The organism is Desulfonispora thiosulfatigenes DSM 11270, from assembly GCF_900176035.1.
Classification (GTDB): domain Bacteria; phylum Bacillota; class Peptococcia; order Peptococcales; family Desulfonisporaceae; genus Desulfonispora; species Desulfonispora thiosulfatigenes.
This window is the reverse complement of the sequence record NZ_FWWT01000014.1, coordinates 60,062-77,322: the sequence shown is the minus strand read 5'-3', so window position 1 is coordinate 77,322 and position 17,261 is coordinate 60,062. Positions and strand designations below refer to the sequence as shown.

Here is a 17,261-nt window from a genome sequence, read left to right as displayed (position 1 = left end):
ATATTTCCTAATTTTACCCAAATTATACATTATTATTTAAATATTTTGTTACTTGTAGATATAATGCACATTCTGTCCTTTTCTTTTGTAGTTCACATGTTGTTTTATATGGTTTTAACAAAGATTCTCTAAATTGAAGATTATTATTATGACAGCCCCCACTACAATAAAAACGTGCCCAACATTCCCTACATTCTGGCTTATTTAAAACATGAGCATTTTGAAACTCCTTGCCTATTTCTGGTCTAGTTACACCTGTATCTACATGCCCTACTTTAAATTCTTCTCTTTCTACAAATTGATGGCAAGGATATAAATCACCTGTTGGGCTTACCGCTAAATATTCATGTCCTGCACCACAACCTGAAAGTCTCTTTGGTAGGCATGGACCTTGGTTTAAATCTACATTAAAGTGAAAGAAATTAAACCCTTTACCTTTTTCATAACAATCCAAATAGTAACGAGTTAACTTTTCATATTCTTCTTTTAAAGTAGGAATATCTTCTTCTTTAAATGCATAATCTACATTTTCATCAGACACCACTGGTTCTAAAGATAAAATATCTATACCTTCTTCAACTAAATGCTTTACATCTTCTACAAAATCTAAATTGTTACGAGTAAAAGTTCCGCGCACGAAAAATTCTTTACCTTGTCTACTTTTCGTAAAATTAACAATTTTATCTTTAATAATATCATAAGAGCCTTGTCCCCCTGCAAATGGTCTCATTTTATCATTAATCTCTTTACGACCATCAATGCTTAAAACGCAGCTAATATCATTATCATTTAAATACTTTTGGACATCATCAGTTAATAAAACGCAATTACTTGTAATGGTAAATTTCATCTGTTTACCTGCTTCGGCAGCCTTTTCTTTCCCATATTCCACTAATTTCTTAACAACATCTAAATTTAGTAAAGGTTCCCCACCAAAAAAGTCTATTTCAACATGTTTTCTAGGTCCTGATGCCTGTAACAGAAAATCAATAGACTTTTTACCTACTTCCTCACTCATTAACGAGCGATCTCCTCCATAAGGACCTTGGCCTGCAAAGCAATAAGTACATCTTAAATTACAGTCATGAGCAATATGCAGACATAGCGCTTTCACGATAGGATTACTAGTCGGCTTATATTCTAAAATTTCTTTTTCAGGAGTAAAGAGCATTCCTTTTGAAATTAAATCCTGTAGTTCAGTAGTGCTTTCAGTTAACTCGCTTTCGGTATATTTGTTTTTCAAACTATCTTGTGCTGCCTCAAATGATCCTAACCCTTCTACCTTGTCTAATAAATCAAAAGTTGTTTCATCTATAACATGGAGAATTCCTGTGTTAATGTCGATCAATATATTTAAATCGTCAAAAGTAAATTTATGAATATTATTGAAATTTAAGTCCACTTTTACCGCCCCTTTTTTAAGTTTAGAACCTGATATTTATGCTGATTTTAAGTTTAGAACTCGATAATTATATCAAAAAAATAAGACCCAATTAATGGGCCTTTTCTAATTGTTTTGGCAAGCTTGATTTCCAACAGTACAAGAAGTTTTGCAAGCTGATTGGCAAGAAGTTTGACATTCTCCGCAACCACCTGTTTTAATTGTACGTTGTAAATTTTGTGGATTAATAGTTTTGATATGTGCTTTTTTCATGTTAACGACCTCCTTTACTTCTTTAATACATGATATTATATCACTTCTAGGATATGCTGAACAAGTTTTTTAAAATAATCCTCTAACATTCTCTCTTTAAGCGTGGCTCTTGCTAATAAGTTAAGTTTATTTAAATTTTAGTTGATATTTATTAATCTAGTCTTGCGCTTTCTTCTACGACTTCTACTTCAACTTCATTAGCTGGAAAATAACCCTCTTTTCCTTGCCCAATTTGCGGGAAGAATTCTTCACGAGTTTGACCATTTTTAAATTCAATAATAACCTTACCTGTTAAATTTTCTTTGGTTTCTCCGTCAAAAGTCCATTTAATAAAGTCAGTATCATAAATTTCTTTTTTAAATTCTTCCGTTTTAAATAGTTTGCCTTCTTTATAAAGTTTAGCCTTAATAGATTTAATTTCAAAATCTTTGATTACCTTTAAATCTTTATATTCTTCCTGCAATTTAAGGTCTCCAAATTCCATGACATCAATATTCCAGGATACTTTTTCACCTTTCCTATTTGTGTGTGTATTAATATCATAACGATTTTGAAACATTTCCTTCAATCTGATAGTACCTTCAGGTTTACTTTTTTCTCCAGTGGGGCTAACCACTAAAACTTGAGTTTCATAATTATCCGCACTATTTAAATCTAAATCTACAGCATAATTAAGACCAGCTGTGTTTTGCGCCGTAAATCTTTTCCAATTTTCTTTTTGATCTCCTTTTACTAACAAATAAACCTGGGTATTTTTTTCTAAATGGTTAAAGGTCCAACTTACTCTTACTTTTAAATTATAATCCTGGCTACCTTGACCAAGAACCTCATCATAGAAATTACTAATCCAGGCGTTTTCTCTTCTAATTTGTTCTACCTGATCTTGTATAGATGTTACTTCATTGTGAATACTATTAATTCCATTATTAAGTCTATTACTAATATTATTTTCCAGATTACCTAGTGTATTTAAGGTCATTATATTAGTTACTAGCAAAATTCCTAACACTATATTATACCCTTTGGATAATTTCATATTTCCTCCCTTTTTACTTAATAGCTTTTACTTGTAATCTCAATTGCTTATATAATTATCAAATTAGTTTTCTATTAGGGGACAATTTTACTTTAAATCTAAAAGTTCCTTCTAGTTTATTTCTCTGGAATAAAAAAAGTGTTCAAGCTTTGATTAATAAAAAGTTCAAATCCAGAGCTATCGGTGATTAAATTATTATCCCGATCATAGGCCTTAATACTCCATGCAAACTCATGCTGGCCATCTTTATGAAGTAAGGAAGGGTATCTTTCCTTTTCCTTTTCTGATTCATTTTGATTTTCTTTAATCTTAGCCTTTGCTTTTTGTTTACCCTCTGCTAGATCTATATTTTTCTCATCAAGCTTTTGCTGGGGGCAATTAAACTCTAGAAGTTCATCTTTAGCTAAAACTATTTCATTTGTAGGAATATTTTCGCGCAACTCAGCACTATTAAAACTTACGCCATCTTTATTTCTTTTGACCCAACCAGCAATTAAGGTATAATGATGGGCATCTTTTACCTGTTCCCACTGCAAAGTAATATTCTCACTTTCCTCTTTAATCTCTGGTTGTTTTACCTGTAAAAGAGGAACAAGTTTTAAATCAACGTTTAAAGTCTGCGCAGCAGTAACTTCATAGATTTGTTGTTCTGGCACAAGGGTATACCCTGCTAAATCTTTTTTGGATATCCCTAAACCAATGCTATATTTCCCGGGAATAATATCTCTAAATTCATAATGCCCTTTATCATTTACATATGTGACAGGGTAATCTTCAATATCACTTGTGCAAAAATTTACCTTTTCTCTATTTTCATCTATTAAAAAGATGGCAACATTCTTCAATGCCTCTCCGTCTTTACCTAAAAAACCTTGAATTATAGCCTTTTCTTGATTAATATTTGCTAACTTTCTTTGGTTTTGAAATAATTTTTCTTCCATCTTTTCTTTATAGAAGCTGTTTGTTGCTTTCTCATCCATTAAATCCGAATCATCTTGACCTTGCTCTAATTTTAAAATATTTTTATATGATTTCTCTGCCCTTTTAAAATCCCCCAAGGTTTGATAAGCATCTCCTGCCAAAAGATACATTTCAGCCTTTAAACTTTCAGGATAATTTTTACGATAAATCTCGATATACTCTAGTGCCTTTTGAGGACTTTTACTTTTTAAATATAATTTTATTAAATGGTAATTACTTTCAGAGGCCACAAAACTTTCTCTATCTTCTGTTAATCCTTGTAAGAAATATTTCTCTGCTTCACCATAATATCCGATACTTTCATAATATTGACCAATTTTTAACGGAACAGCTTTTGCTTGCTGGGAGTTAGGATATTTTTGGACTAGAAGTTTATAATATTCTACCCCTTTAGCTGTCGGTATGTAAGTATTAGGATTAGATGAGGTAAAATGATTAGTAATGAAAATACTTTCTCCCTGGACATTATTCGAAATTATTAAAGCCTCTAAAGAATTAGGAGCCTTAGAGCTATGGGGAAAATATTTAGTGATTTTTTTATATAACCCTTCTGCTATGTTTTTACTTTCCTTTTGCCCCTCATAATAATTAGCTGCACTATATAAAATTGTCGGTAAGCTAGCATAAGTAATACCTAAAATTATCAAGGAAATTATTATCCTTTTTGTAATTTTCTTATTATTGTCCATAAAACTGTCCCACCTTCCTTATTTCCATTTCCATTTGTATTTATATTTGTATCTTATTTATATTTCCCACTTGTATGAACCATAATTTGACTATACTATCCTAAATACGTAAATACTTTGTTTATGTTGCCCTTACTTAATTTATGTACTAATTTAATAGTCTGTAATTAAAAATATTGTCCATACTTGAATCACTTAATTTTATCTTAATGATTTGATTTATGCATTAACTATTTTATAATATGAACATAAAAAAAGCTAGTTACCGAAGTAACTAGCTTGTGGTGCCTCGAGGCGGAATCGAACCACCGACACGAGGATTTTCAGTCCTCTGCTCTACCGACTGAGCTATCGAGGCGTAAATGGCGGAGCTGACGGGAATCGAACCCGCGATCTTCGGCGTGACAGGCCGACGTGATAACCGCTACACTACAGCTCCTAATGGTGGGCGATGACAGGATCGAACTGCCGACCCCCTGCTTGTAAGGCAGGTGCTCTCCCAGCTGAGCTAATCGCCCTAAATTAAAATGGACAGAGCCAAAAGTATAAAACTTTTAACCCCCCACTTTATAATGGTGACCCGTAGGGGATTCGAACCCCTGAGTGCTAGCGTGAAAGGCTAGTGAGTTCAGCCACTTCTCCAACGGGCCTAAATGGTGAGCCATCCGCGACTCGAACGCGGGACACCCTGATTAAAAGTCAGGTGCTCTGCCAACTGAGCTAATGGCTCATTTGTTCCGTCTCACAGTTGTATATATTACAGGTATTTATTCTTAAAGTCAACACTAGTTTGTACTTTTTTAAAATATTTTTTCTTTTTGTCATTTAAGCAGATAAAATAGCAAATTTAATCAAATTGACTTGCAAGTTTATAAGCCTTTTGCCAAATTAATTTAAGAGGTATGCCTTCTTTTTGCGCAATTAATTTGCAGTCTTCAAATTCGGGTTTAATATTAATAATTTTATTTTCTAACCTACTAATTTTAATTCGTACTTCTCCATAAGGAAGCTTGACTTTTTTATGTTCTCTTAATAATTTAAATCGTTCTACAGGATAAATTCTTACGCCTAAAGTAGTGGTTTCGTGTAAAATTATTTCTATTAATTTTTGCTTATTTTTTAAATCACAAATTACTGATAACAAAGTACCAGGGCGACCTTTTTTCATTTGAATAGGAGTTAAATAAACCTCAAGCGCACCCTCTTCATAGAGCTTATCCATGGTATATCCAAAAAACTCAGAGTTCATATCATCTATATTAGTTTCGAGTACTAATATTTGATCATCGTCTTTCATTTTATCATTGTTTATCTCTTTATTTACTTTTTCACCTAAAACTAACCTTACTACATTAGGAATTTCTAAATTCCAAGTACCTGCTCCATAAGAAATATTCTTAATTTTCATCATTGGTTGATTTGCTATATTTTCCCCAATAGTCGTAATTATTGCTGCTCCTGTAGGTGTAACTAATTCTTTTTTTATTTGACCACTATAAGTAACCGTACCTAGCAAAAGTTCGGCTGTTGCAGGGGCAGGAACAGGCATTAAACCATGAGCACATTTCACCATTCCACCTCCGACATGTAAAGGCGAAAAATATACTTTATCTAATTTTAAAGTAATAAAACCATAAGCCGCTCCTAAAATATCTATAATCGCATCAACAGCACCTACTTCATGGAAATGCACCTTTTCTATCTGACATCCATGTACTTTTGCTTCTGCCCTCGCTAAACGCATGAAAATTTTTAGCGCTAAATCTTTAACCTTTTGTGAAAATTCACTTTTATTAATAATTTCAGAAATGTCATGTAAAGATCTATGTGGTTGTTTTTCTAATACTTTAACATCAACGTATTTAGCACTAATACCATTTTTAATTACATCTATTACTTCGATTTCAAAGTCTCTGATAGGTAGGGATTTTAAACTTTCTTTAAATTCAGCAAAGTCTAAACCAGCACCCAAAAAAGAACCTAAAATCATATTTCCACTAATTCCTGAAAAACAATCAAAATATGCAGTCCGCATTTTTTCCCCCCTCACCAGGTAAGTTTTATGATGAACTATTAATCTGATGAGCAAGGCTTGCTGCACCAAATCCATTATCTATATTTACTACTCCAATTCCATCAGAGCAACTATTAAGCATTGAAAGTAAAGCTGTCAGACCGCCAAAATTAGTGCCATAACCCACGCTAGTTGGAACGGCAATTACAGGCCTATTAACCAGCCCCCCCACAACACTAGCTAGGGCTCCTTCCATTCCTGCTACCACTATTAATACATTTGCCTGTCTTAACTTGTCTAAATTATAAAGTAGGCGATGAAGTCCCGCTACCCCTACATCATATAATCTATCAACTTTATTTCCAAAAGCCTCTGCTGTAACCACTGCTTCTTCTGCTACTCTTATATCAGATGTTCCTGCTGTAATTACCAGGATAGTCTTTTCATTTTTAATTTTCTTTTCTTCATTTATTATGATAATTCTGGCTTGTTCATAATATTTTGCTGTAGGATAAAGATTTTTAATCTTTTCATAAACTTCTCTGCTTGCTCTAGTTGCAAGTACATTTTTGCTTTTTTCTCCTAATAGCTTAATTATTCCTTCTATTTGGTCTAAACTTTTACCTTCACATAAAACTACCTCAGGACGATCTTTTCGTAGCTCCCTATGATAATCAACTTTAGCAAAACCAATATCCTTAAAAGGTAAATCTTTTAATTCTTTAACCGCCTCTGCTATATCAATATTCCCTTTTTGAAAATCTAGTAAAAATTTTGTTAATTGTTTTTCATCCATTATGAGCCTCCCGTATTATTCATACTCCCTTGTTTATAGCCGTTTAAATCTAAAGTAATATATTTAAACCCTTTCTTTTTTAGTTCCCGCGTAATTTCTACTTTATTTTGTAATAGTAACTTAATATCTTCTTCTAATACTTCAATTCTCGCTAAGTTATTATAATCCCGTATGCGCAGTATTTTTATGTCTAATAACCTTTTTACATATTCTTCGCACTGTTCTATCCTTTTTAAATTATCTAAATTTAAATTTGTACCCACGGGAAAACGCGTAGCCAGGCAAGGCTCAGAAGGCTTGTTCCATACAGGCACATCTAAATAGCGTGCTAAATTTCTAATTTCCTTTTTCGTAAACCCTATTTCCTGTAACGGACTTCTAATTCCTAATTCTTTTACAGCTCTTAATCCGGGACGATAATCTTTTAAATCATCTAAATTAGACCCTTCAATAATCCATTTTATATTCTTCTCTTTTATAAGTGAAATTAATTTTTCAAACCGATTTTTTTTACAATAATAACAGCGCTCACTATGATTACTAGCTACCTCAGCAATTTCAAGGTCATTTAAATTAACCACTATTTGCTCTACTTTTAAATTTTCAGCTAGCCTTTGTGCCACTTTTAATTCTTCTTCCTTATTTAATGGAGAATGAATAGTAATAGCTGATAATCCTGAACCTAAGGTCATTTCCCCCACCTTTAATAAAAGAGCACTATCCACGCCCCCTGAAAAGGCAAGAGCAACCCTTTCTTTATCCTCAAACCAATTTTTTAGTTTTTCTAGCTTAGTAAACACCTTTTCACGCCCTAACAGGTATAAAATTAATCCTACTACTAATAATACCATTTTTAACTCGAAATTTAATATAAAAATACTGGTTTAAAGAAGGAAGAAATTGAAGAATTAAGAAAAGAGTAATTTTAACAAGGATATATACTTTAAGCTGTTCATTACTGGTCAATTTTTTATATACTTAGAAATAATTTTTTGGCAGGAGTTTTATATAATAAAAAGAAAGAGTATGAATTTAAAGATTAAATTTTATTTTAGGAGCATAGTAATGAACATAGAAAATATTAGTCAATACATTAGAAGTGTAGAATTACAAAGAGATAGAATTTCTAATTTTAGTGAATATCCCTTTTGTCTTTCTGCTGTTAATAACTTATTTAAATTAAAATTTCATCCTAATGTTACATTTATCGTGGGCGAAAATGGAACTGGAAAATCAACTATTTTAGAGGCAATTGCAACAGTATATGGTTTTAATCCTGAGGGTGGCACAAAAAACTTTACCTTTTCAACTAAGGATACTCATTCAGACTTACATAATTATATTAAACTAACTAAAGGTATTAAGAAACCTCAAGATGGCTTTTTCCTTAGGGCAGAAAGTTTTTATAATTTAGCAACCAATATTGATGAATTAGATAAAGATGGACAAGGACGCAAGATTATTGATTTTTATGGTGGGTGTTCTCTTCATGAGCAATCACATGGAGAATCCTTTTTAGCATTATTTCTAAATAAATTTAAAGGAAAGGGAATATATATTTTAGACGAACCTGAGGCAGCTTTATCCCCCACAAGGCAGATGGCTATGTTAGCTAGATTACATGATTTAGTTAAAGAGGGTAGTCAATTTATAATCGCTACCCACTCACCAATTATTATATCATATCCAAATTCGATTATTTATGAAATAAAAGACGGCTTTAATCAAGTGCAATATGAACAAACTGAACATTATCAAGTGATGAGGGATTTTTTAAATAATACCTCTAAAATGTTAGATATTTTGATGGATTAGAAAAGTGTAATTTTAATAGGATAGAAGTAAAGGTTGGTATTTCAGCCTATTTCAGATATTACTGAAACGCCAACCTTATTTATACCTCTTAATTTTATTATTTAACTATTTCTACGCTTTGAGTTGAAGAAATCCATAATACATTAGCCCCTAAATTTTCAGAAACATAACGAATTGGAACTAAAGTACGCCCGTTCACTATAGTAGCAGCTACATCTTGACCTTTAGCTTTATTATCAACCATTATTTTAAGTTCTATTCCATCTAAGTTATATGTAACTATTCTTTCTATTTCATCCCATTCTATCTTTGCCCCAAAACTTTCTCCTATGAATCTTAAAGGAACCATTACCCTATCATTTTTAATTATTGGTGGACTGTCTAATGACTTTATTTGACCATTAACTAATGAATTTAATTGATTTACGCCTAAATTAATCTTAGTTAAACTAGAGTCTTTAAGTACACCATATAAACTGAAACTATCTGTATAAAAGGTAAATTGTTTTGAAACTGAACTATATGTTCCTCCTAGTTTGACTGGTATGATATTGCCCTGCTGATTTTTTTCATATCTGATTCCAGTTAATTTTGGGATATCTTCCTTAGTAATTTTCACCTCTGATAAATCAATAGTTACAGCTACCGGTTCGGTGAACTTATCAATTTTTTTAGCTTCATTTCCCTCATTACTAGAAGACCTTAATCCTGCTGTTAAATCTACGATACTTGCTCCTATTTCAAATAATCCAGTCTTTTGACCCAACTGTGCTTTTGATATTATGCTTTCTTTCTCTACCTCAGAAACTTGTCTAGCACCTAATTCTACAGAGGCATCCTGAAGATCACCTTTTTCTAATGCTAAAGCCTTTGGGGGAAATACTACTTTTAATCCCTTATTTTCTATGGTTAGCTTTTCTTTTTTTGTGGTAAGATTTTTAATGTTTTCCACAGAAATTTCTACCTTTGGAGTGTTTTTATCTTTTAGAGAAATATTAGCTTGTCCTGTTTTTAATAATGATTCTTTTAAAGTTTTATCTGCTTCTGTTTTTACAACAGTGTCTTTTGCAATACTTTCTTTTACCGTATTATCCTTTGTGCTATTATTGTTATTTGTATTTTCATCCTTATCTGATGTAGTAGCGCTTCCCCCTCCACCACTTGATGAAGAAGAACTACCCCCACCTCCTGATGATGAGCTTCCTCCACCTGAAGAGGATCCCCCTCCAGAAGAATTGCCATTTTCTTTTCTATTGATGATAACTTTATACGTTTTTTTAGAGTCATCCTCAGCTATTACATCTATACTAAAGATATTATCGCCTTCTTGTAAGCTTATTTCCTTTGCTTCTTGATTATTTAAGATTTCTCCGTTAAGTTTCATCCTTGCCATGTTGAACTCAGCCTGTGCGGTTAATTTAATATTACTTACTGAATTATCAACCTTCAGTTTATATTCAGTTATTTCTGGATTAAATTCTGGATCAAGGGTAAATCCTTCTACTAGTAATGAATTCAGATTATTATTTGAGTTTAAATCATTAATTATTGCCTCATGCCCATATTTCTCTACCACAAACTTTAGTGGTACGAACATCTCTCCATCTTTAATAAATGGAGCACGATTGAGATTACCATAAATGCCATTAAATATATATTCCGTACTTCCCATAAACATTTGTAATTTATTATTATCATATGGATTAAAATAATCATTAAAAGATATCATGGTTACTGAAGGATATTCTTCAACATCCATAAATAGTCCATATACTTGCGCTATTAATCTAACTGGTACAAAAACTTCACTTTCCTTATAAAAAGGAGCTACCTCAGATTCTAATATTGTACCGTCATTTAACTCCACTATTTTTGAACCTACAGTGAACTTTGCACCATGAACAATTTTAGCTTCTTTCTCAAAAATATTAGCTAAGTCTCTTATAGGTAAAAAAATTATTTCATCTTTAACAAATGGAGCAGCATTCATATATCTTTGAGATTGACCATCATTAACTTCTACATAATTAGTATACAGCTTTAAAGTACCCTTTATAAAATTATTACTTAAAGTGATTTTTTTACTTTTGTCATCCCTCTCAGCTTTAAGATCAAACACTTTACTAAATGTGTCTAAACTAGTATAAACTGTTCCTCTGTCGTTTAAAGGTGCTACATCTGAACTTATTTCTGTTCCATTATTTAGTTTGACAATATTTGACCCCATGGTAAAGGTAGCCTTTGCAATAAAGTTTAATATGCAGCTATCACGAATGATCTGTGAATAATCTCCATTGATAAAGTTATTGTAGATATCTTCATTAAATCCTGCTACTATTCTTGCTCTCCCTCCAACCTTAGAAGATACTTTAAATTCAATAATTCCATCCTCATTAGATTTAAAGGCTTTAACACCATTTTCTGAATCAATCATTTTTTCGCTATAATCACCATTTTCTACGATTACATCAACTGCACCTCTGTCTGATGCTATATATGCCCATGCATTAGCAACCGTATTACAATAACGGTCTCTTAAAGTTATGATCAACTCAGCATTATCTTCTCCATCAGCTTCTAGGCGATAATCTTTTGAGTATATTTGTGAACATCCTAGGCTAGGGTCTAGAATAATCTCCGACCCTTCAAATTCAGCTCTAGCTGTATCACTAATTTGAACAGCTCTGTTTTCAACTATGTCTTTTTGACATACTGTTTCTGAGTCTAACTTATTCTCCTCAACAATCGCTGCTTTTACATTTACTACACCAGCCTTATCAGATCTTAAATATACTATCGTTGACTTCTGTGGGGTAACTACAATTATTGCTTTATTAAACTTGTTTGATAATTTGTTTCCATCCTTGTCTGTGAATTCATCTACATCAGATACTTGTTCATTAACACGTTCTGCCCAAATTACAAGTGTTGAACCTGTAGTAACCTTTGATGTTGGTTTTCCATTAAAATCCTTCAATTCAATTGTAAATCCAGCTAAATCTATGTTATCAGCATTTATATAATCATCTTCTGAATAAATTTGAGACCATCCTAAAGACGCAAAATTATCCGAACCTGCAAATACAGTTACTGGTAATAATGTCATCATAAATCCTATTAATGTTATGATGGCAAATAATTTTCTTTGGTTCAAAATGAATCCCTCCTTAATACGTAAAAATTATAATCAAAATTAAAGAAACTCTTATTAAGTCATATCCTCTCTCCCTTTCAAAATAATCATATATCAACGATATTCTGGTTAATTCAGCTATAACCTTTATCTAAAATCCTTCATATTTCGACATTGTTGTTTTTTAATACTTTTAACATCCCTTTTCCCAAGATTAATTCACCCTAAATCTGGCTGTCAAACTTTTAAATAATATAATTAGCCACCATCCAAATATAAAAAAGGTTGGTATTTCAGATATTTCTGAAACGCCAACCCTTTAATGTAGCTTTATGATAATAAATTATTTTTTAATTATAATGTCCTTTGCAACTTACGATATAGATATTTTCTTCTTAATTACTTTTCTTCTTAATATCTCTCGCTACAATGATTCCTGTTACAGATGCTTGCATTAATCCCCTTGTGATTCCTGCACCGTCTCCAATTGCGTACAGGTTTTTGATTGGGGTTTCAAAGGTATTACTAACCTTTACCTTTGATGAATAAAATTTAACTTCTACACCGTATAATAAGGTGTTTTTACTATCCATACCTGGTGCTATTTTATCAAAAGCACGAATTGCTTCTATAATTGAGGTTAAATATCTTTGTGGTAATACATAACTTAAATCCCCTGGTACTGCACTTTTTAAAGTAGGAATAGTTGTTGATTTTTTCAGGCGATCTATATCTGTTCTTCTTCCTTTAACGAGGTCTCCAAACCTTTGCACCATGATGCCGCCACCTGTTAGCATATTAGCTAGGCGTGCTACATAATTTCCGTATTCAATCGGTTGATTAAATGGCTCAGTGAAACGAGTAGACACTAATAAAGCAAAGTTAGTATTTTTAGTTTTAAGTTTAGGGTCGGCATAGCTATGACCATTTACCACTGATAAATCTCCATAAGCTTCTCCTGAAACTACTCCCCCTGGATTCATGCAAAATGTTCTAACTTTATTATCAAAAGTATCTGAGTAATAAAATAATTTTGCTTCGTATAAATCTTTTGTTAAGTGATCCATTACAGAATTTGGAACTTCTACCCTTACTCCGATGTCAATTTCATTATTTTCAGTTACTAATTTAAGTTTATCCGCCTGATCTTTAAGCCATTCAGCTCCCCCACGACCTGGAGCTACAACAACATTTTCAGCAAATACTGATCTTTTTTCATTTTTAATATTTAAAATCGCACCTTTTACTTCACCATCTTCAACGATCAAGTCTTCAGCACTGGTTAATTCCATAAACTCAACATTTTCTTCTGCTACTAAATAATCATGCATTCCTTTTAATACTGTAAAAGCATGCTCTGTTCCTAAGTGACGTACAGGACATGGTACTAATCTAATATTATGTTTAGAACATTCATACGCTATTTCTTCAACTCTCGGGTTATCTAAGCCAAATACTTCATTACGAGCGCCAAACTCAGTATAAAATTCATCTGCATAATTGATATAGCTTTGCGCTTCTTCTTCGGTCATATATTCGGAAATTCTTCCACCTACTTCAGGAGATAAACTAAGCTTTCCATCAGAAAAGGCTCCTGCTCCACTCCAGCCAGAAGTGATGTGACAAACTTTACATTTTACGCAATATCCTAATTTTTTTTCCGGACATAATCTTTTATCAATTCTGCTACCTTTATCGATAATCAGAATTTTTTTATTTTTATCTAATTTATTTAATTCTAACGCAGTAAAAATCCCAGCAGGTCCAGCTCCTATAATTAGTACATCATAATTCTTATTCATTAAATAGACCCCCTCAATATTTTTCCTTGACATAAGCCTCAACTATTTTATCAGTTAATATCCTTAAGGTCAAGATATAAACGAATTATATTTATTATTATTTAGATAATATTCGTGTTTTTGTCTTTTAATGCCTCATTTTCCTCAAAAAAATGCAGAGCAATTAATTGCCCTGCATTACTCCGCCATTTTTGCTAAGTCAGCAAACTTTGTAAATTCCTTAAGAAAGGCTAGTTCCACGCTACCCACTGGACCATTTCTATGTTTTGCAATAATTATTTCTGCAATCGCCTTTTTGTCTGATTCAGGATTATAATATTCTTCTCTAAAAATAAACATAACGATATCAGCATCCTGCTCTAGTGCTCCTGATTCCCTTAAATGACTTAGACCAGGTCTTTTATCTTGCGTTTGTTCTACAGCCCTACTTAACTGAGAAAGAGCTATAATTGGTACCTCTAATTCCCTAGCTAAAGCTTTTAAATTTCGAGATATTTCAGATATTTCTTGTTGTCTACTTTCCGAACGACGTCCACTTGACATTAATTGTAAGTAGTCAATAACTATTAATCCTAATCCCTTTTCTGCCTTTAATCTTCTTGTCTTTGCCCTTATTTCCATTACAGAAATACCTGGAGTATCATCAATATAAATTGGCGCTTCTGCTAAGGGACCAATGGCATTTGTTAAACTAATCCAATCTTTATCTATCATTCTGCCTGTCCTTAATTTTTGTTGATCAAGCATTGCTAATGAAGACAGCATCCGTAGAACTAACTGTTCTCTAGACATCTCTAGACTGAAAATTGCCACTGGTACATTTTCTTTAATCCCAGCATGCTGAGCAATATTTAAACAAAAAGATGTTTTACCCATAGCCGGTCTTGCTGCAACAATAACTAAATCCGAACTATGCCAACCAGAGGTCATTGCATCTAAATCTCTAAATCCTGAAGATAATCCTGTAATGTCGCTTTTTTGCTGCTGTAAAAGTTCTAACTTTTCAATAGTATTTTCAATTACATCTGTAATGGGTACTAGTCCACTACGTATCCGATTTTGCGATACCTCTAATACCATTCTTTCAGCATCATCTAGTAATTCCTCAGGCTCCTCACCTGGTTCATAACCCCGTGTTGCTATATTAGTTGCTGTTCTAATTAAAGTACGCAGTAATGATTTATCTCTAACTAAACGAGCATAATGAACAATACTAGCTGCTGTACCTACTGAATTTGCCACTTCTGCTATGTAACCCACGCCACCTATTTTTTCTAAATTGCTTTCTTGTCTTAGTTGTTCTGTTAAAGTGATTAAATCAACTGGTTCACCTTTTTCGGTTAAATCAATGATAGCTGAAAAGATAATGCTATGAGCTTCTTTATAAAAGTCCTTCGGCTTAATCATTTGGATAGCTTCATAAATCGCATCCTTTTCTAACATCATTGAAGCTAAGACAGCACGTTCTGCTTCTAGATTTTGTGGTGGTATTCTTTCAAATGCAGCATTATCCATTTTATCCCCTACTTTGTTAAAATCCTACTCTGCTATTACTTGTACCGATAAGTCTGCCGTAACCTTAGTATGAACCTTTATCTTGATATTATAAGTTCCTAATGTTTTAATATTATCTTTTAACTCTATTTTTCTTTTATCAATTTTTATGTTATGATTTTTTAAAATATCTTCTGCTATTTCTTTACTCGTAACTGCACCAAATAATCTTCCACCTTCACCGCTTTTTACTTTTAAAACTACTTTGATATTACTAATTTTTTCAGCTAATTCATTGGCTTCGGCTAATTCTTTTTCTTCCTTTTGATCTTTAAGTTTTTTTAATCTTTCTACTTCTTTTAAATTCTGGGTTGTTGCCTCTACTGCTAATCCTTTAGGCAATAAATAGTTACGTGCATAACCTTCTTTTGCTTCAATAACCTCGCCTTTTTTACCTAATGCTTTAACATCTGCTTGTAAAATTACTTTCATAACTATCTCCCCTTTCATTATTTCTATTTTAAAACAAATTGGATTATTTTTCAGCCTTATTTATTTTGATTCTCTTACGATAATCTAAAACTAAATCAAATAAACCTATTGCAATTGCCAATAAAATGATAGACCTTGCTAAAAATATTAAGAGAAATAAAAATATTAATCTACCTATAAAATTAACCTTTATCTTTTTCCAAAAGAAAGAAATTACTGATAATCCTAAGACAAATAAAACAAAACTATAGGCAATCAAAATATTTTTTCCTATCATTATACCTGCACTTATACCAAAATAATCACCAATAAGATAAGAACCCCAGCCAAATATAACCCCCCACACAGCATACCACGGTAAGCGCCACTGGCTAAAAGGAGGTAATTTATCTACTTCATGACCAAATCTTCTTAGAATGCTTCTCGTTACAATAAAATTAATAACCGAACTAAAGATACTTGCTAAAATTAAGATAGCAGGTAAAACAGTAATAAATAAATTCACGGAATCAACCATAGCCTTTTTAAATTCTTCTTTACTAATACCTTGTTCTGTAATTTGATCTAATAACCCATACTTTTCATACATAATCATTGTCTCATCTACTGTTTGTAGCATAAAATCTTTTTGCGTTTCAAAATCAGTATTAATTATGGCAAAACTTATCATTAATAATAAAAGGGTAGAAATCACAGAAACTGCTGTGCCTGCAATAATTATTTTTCCTGCCTTGGTTTTCTTTTTAAATAAGTACCCATATGCTAATGCCATACTCATAAATTGAATGTAAAAAGTAACGGCCATAATAGGTCCTGCCAACATAGCCACTAAAAATCCTGCTACTAATGAAGAAATAAAACCAATTCTAAAATCATTGCGTACTATTACCAATGTGATAGGAACCGCCACTATTAAAATGGTTATTAAATTTATTATCGGTATGTATATGCCAGCCAAAGCAAAAATAGCTGTCAGTGCGGCCATTAAAGCTCCTTCGCCTAAGCCCTTGGTCAAAGATTGCTGCATTATCGGTTTTCCTCCTTAATTGGTTTAAAGTGAAATTTTCTATAATAAAAGGAGGCAACTAAGTGCCCCCTCATTTTATTCTGTAGTGTATGGTAATAAAGCCATATATCTTGCTTTTTTGATAGCAATTGTTAATTCACGTTGATGTTTAGCGCAGTTACCAGAAATACGACGTGGTAAAATCTTTCCACGATCAGTAACATATTTGCCTAATTTATTTAAATCTTTATAATCAACAGCTTGTGATTTACCTACACAAAAGCTGCAAATTCTTTTTTTCGCGCGTCTTCCAAATTCTCTTTTAGCCATGATTTCCCTCCTCTACCTT

14 protein-coding genes and 5 tRNA genes are annotated in these 17,261 nt (G+C 32.4%); 1 reads left to right on the top strand and 18 read right to left on the bottom strand.

The annotated features are described in order from the left end of the window. Window positions 1–22 precede the first annotated feature (22 nt). The 12 genes from scfB to larE all read right to left on the bottom strand — a co-directional run bounded on the left by scfB (window position 23) and on the right by larE (window position 7,970). Complete coding sequence (gene scfB, locus B8965_RS04930; protein WP_242941930.1) at window positions 23–1,402, bottom strand: thioether cross-link-forming SCIFF peptide maturase; 1,380 nt, start codon at window positions 1,400–1,402, stop codon at window positions 23–25. Between the two features lie 105 nt (window positions 1,403–1,507). After that, window positions 1,508–1,654 (bottom strand): six-cysteine ranthipeptide SCIFF, encoded by a 147-nt coding sequence (scfA, locus tag B8965_RS04925; protein WP_084052741.1) that lies wholly within the window; start codon window positions 1,652–1,654, stop codon window positions 1,508–1,510. Between the two features lie 151 nt (window positions 1,655–1,805). Then, complete coding sequence (locus B8965_RS04920; RefSeq protein WP_084052740.1) at window positions 1,806–2,690, bottom strand: hypothetical protein; 885 nt, start codon at window positions 2,688–2,690, stop codon at window positions 1,806–1,808. 116 nt (window positions 2,691–2,806) lie between these two features. After that, window positions 2,807–4,360 (bottom strand): carboxypeptidase-like regulatory domain-containing protein, encoded by a 1,554-nt coding sequence (locus B8965_RS04915; RefSeq protein ID WP_084052739.1) that lies wholly within the window; start codon window positions 4,358–4,360, stop codon window positions 2,807–2,809. Window positions 4,361–4,642: 282 nt separating this feature from the next. After that, window positions 4,643–4,718, bottom strand: a tRNA-Phe gene (locus B8965_RS04910). 5 nt (window positions 4,719–4,723) lie between these two features. Beyond that, window positions 4,724–4,799 (bottom strand) — tRNA-Asp (locus tag B8965_RS04905). Between the two features lie 3 nt (window positions 4,800–4,802). Next, window positions 4,803–4,878 (bottom strand) — tRNA-Val (locus tag B8965_RS04900). 55 nt (window positions 4,879–4,933) lie between these two features. Next, window positions 4,934–5,010 (bottom strand) — tRNA-Glu (locus B8965_RS04895). Window positions 5,011–5,014: 4 nt separating this feature from the next. Further along, window positions 5,015–5,090 (bottom strand) — tRNA-Lys (locus tag B8965_RS04890). Between the two features lie 117 nt (window positions 5,091–5,207). Next, window positions 5,208–6,395: a nickel pincer cofactor biosynthesis protein LarC gene (gene larC, locus B8965_RS04885; RefSeq protein ID WP_084052738.1), complete on the bottom strand. Its 1,188-nt coding sequence runs from the start codon at window positions 6,393–6,395 to the stop codon at window positions 5,208–5,210. A 25-nt stretch (window positions 6,396–6,420) separates the two neighbouring features. Then, on the bottom strand, window positions 6,421–7,170 hold the full coding sequence (gene larB, locus B8965_RS04880) for a nickel pincer cofactor biosynthesis protein LarB (RefSeq protein ID WP_084052737.1): 750 nt from the start codon (window positions 7,168–7,170) through the stop codon (window positions 6,421–6,423). Further along, window positions 7,170–7,970, bottom strand: a complete 801-nt coding sequence (gene larE / locus B8965_RS04875; RefSeq protein ID WP_143334221.1) for an ATP-dependent sacrificial sulfur transferase LarE — start codon at window positions 7,968–7,970, stop codon at window positions 7,170–7,172. The genes larB and larE overlap by 1 nt, the downstream gene beginning before the upstream one ends. A gap of 265 nt (window positions 7,971–8,235) precedes the next feature. On the opposite strand from larE, the gene B8965_RS04870 reads away from it, so the two are divergent. Beyond that, the gene (locus B8965_RS04870) at window positions 8,236–8,985 is read left to right on the top strand and encodes an AAA family ATPase (RefSeq protein WP_084052735.1); all 750 of its coding nucleotides are present in this window, start codon (window positions 8,236–8,238) and stop codon (window positions 8,983–8,985) included. 97 nt (window positions 8,986–9,082) lie between these two features. Here the strand turns inward: B8965_RS04870 and B8965_RS04865 are convergent, their stop codons facing one another. The 6 genes from B8965_RS04865 to rpsR form a co-directional block, all read right to left on the bottom strand. Continuing rightward, window positions 9,083–12,139: a stalk domain-containing protein gene (locus B8965_RS04865; protein ID WP_084052734.1), complete on the bottom strand. Its 3,057-nt coding sequence runs from the start codon at window positions 12,137–12,139 to the stop codon at window positions 9,083–9,085. A gap of 374 nt (window positions 12,140–12,513) precedes the next feature. Further along, window positions 12,514–13,920 carry an NAD(P)/FAD-dependent oxidoreductase gene (locus tag B8965_RS04860; RefSeq protein WP_084052733.1) on the bottom strand — a complete coding sequence of 469 codons (1,407 nt, stop codon included), beginning with the start codon at window positions 13,918–13,920 and terminating at the stop codon, window positions 12,514–12,516. A 177-nt stretch (window positions 13,921–14,097) separates the two neighbouring features. After that, on the bottom strand, window positions 14,098–15,435 hold the full coding sequence (dnaB, locus tag B8965_RS04855; RefSeq protein WP_084052732.1) for a replicative DNA helicase: 1,338 nt from the start codon (window positions 15,433–15,435) through the stop codon (window positions 14,098–14,100). A gap of 24 nt (window positions 15,436–15,459) precedes the next feature. Then, on the bottom strand, window positions 15,460–15,906 hold the full coding sequence (gene rplI, locus B8965_RS04850) for a 50S ribosomal protein L9 (protein ID WP_084052731.1): 447 nt from the start codon (window positions 15,904–15,906) through the stop codon (window positions 15,460–15,462). Window positions 15,907–15,949: 43 nt separating this feature from the next. Further along, complete coding sequence (locus tag B8965_RS04845) at window positions 15,950–16,933, bottom strand: YybS family protein (RefSeq protein WP_084052730.1); 984 nt, start codon at window positions 16,931–16,933, stop codon at window positions 15,950–15,952. Between the two features lie 75 nt (window positions 16,934–17,008). Further along, window positions 17,009–17,242: a 30S ribosomal protein S18 gene (rpsR, locus tag B8965_RS04840; protein WP_084052729.1), complete on the bottom strand. Its 234-nt coding sequence runs from the start codon at window positions 17,240–17,242 to the stop codon at window positions 17,009–17,011. Window positions 17,243–17,261 lie beyond the last annotated feature (19 nt).

Bases quoted from the DNA above. Each gene is read 5' to 3' on its own strand.
- B8965_RS04915 (WP_084052739.1), bottom strand. From the start codon at position 4,360: ATGGACAATAATAAGAAAATTACAAAAAGGATAATAATTTCCTTGATA.
- rplI (WP_084052731.1), bottom strand. From the start codon at position 15,906: ATGAAAGTAATTTTACAAGCAGATGTTAAAGCATTAGGTAAAAAAGGC.
- rpsR (WP_084052729.1), bottom strand. From the start codon at position 17,242: ATGGCTAAAAGAGAATTTGGAAGACGCGCGAAAAAAAGAATTTGCAGC.
- larC (WP_084052738.1), bottom strand. From the start codon at position 6,395: ATGCGGACTGCATATTTTGATTGTTTTTCAGGAATTAGTGGAAATATG.
- B8965_RS04860 (WP_084052733.1), bottom strand. From the start codon at position 13,920: ATGAATAAGAATTATGATGTACTAATTATAGGAGCTGGACCTGCTGGG.
- larB (WP_084052737.1), bottom strand. From the start codon at position 7,170: ATGGATGAAAAACAATTAACAAAATTTTTACTAGATTTTCAAAAAGGG.
- scfA (WP_084052741.1), bottom strand. From the start codon at position 1,654: ATGAAAAAAGCACATATCAAAACTATTAATCCACAAAATTTACAACGT.
- B8965_RS04920 (WP_084052740.1), bottom strand. From the start codon at position 2,690: ATGAAATTATCCAAAGGGTATAATATAGTGTTAGGAATTTTGCTAGTA.
- dnaB (WP_084052732.1), bottom strand. From the start codon at position 15,435: ATGGATAATGCTGCATTTGAAAGAATACCACCACAAAATCTAGAAGCA.
- B8965_RS04870 (WP_084052735.1), top strand. From the start codon at position 8,236: ATGAACATAGAAAATATTAGTCAATACATTAGAAGTGTAGAATTACAA.
- B8965_RS04845 (WP_084052730.1), bottom strand. From the start codon at position 16,933: ATGCAGCAATCTTTGACCAAGGGCTTAGGCGAAGGAGCTTTAATGGCC.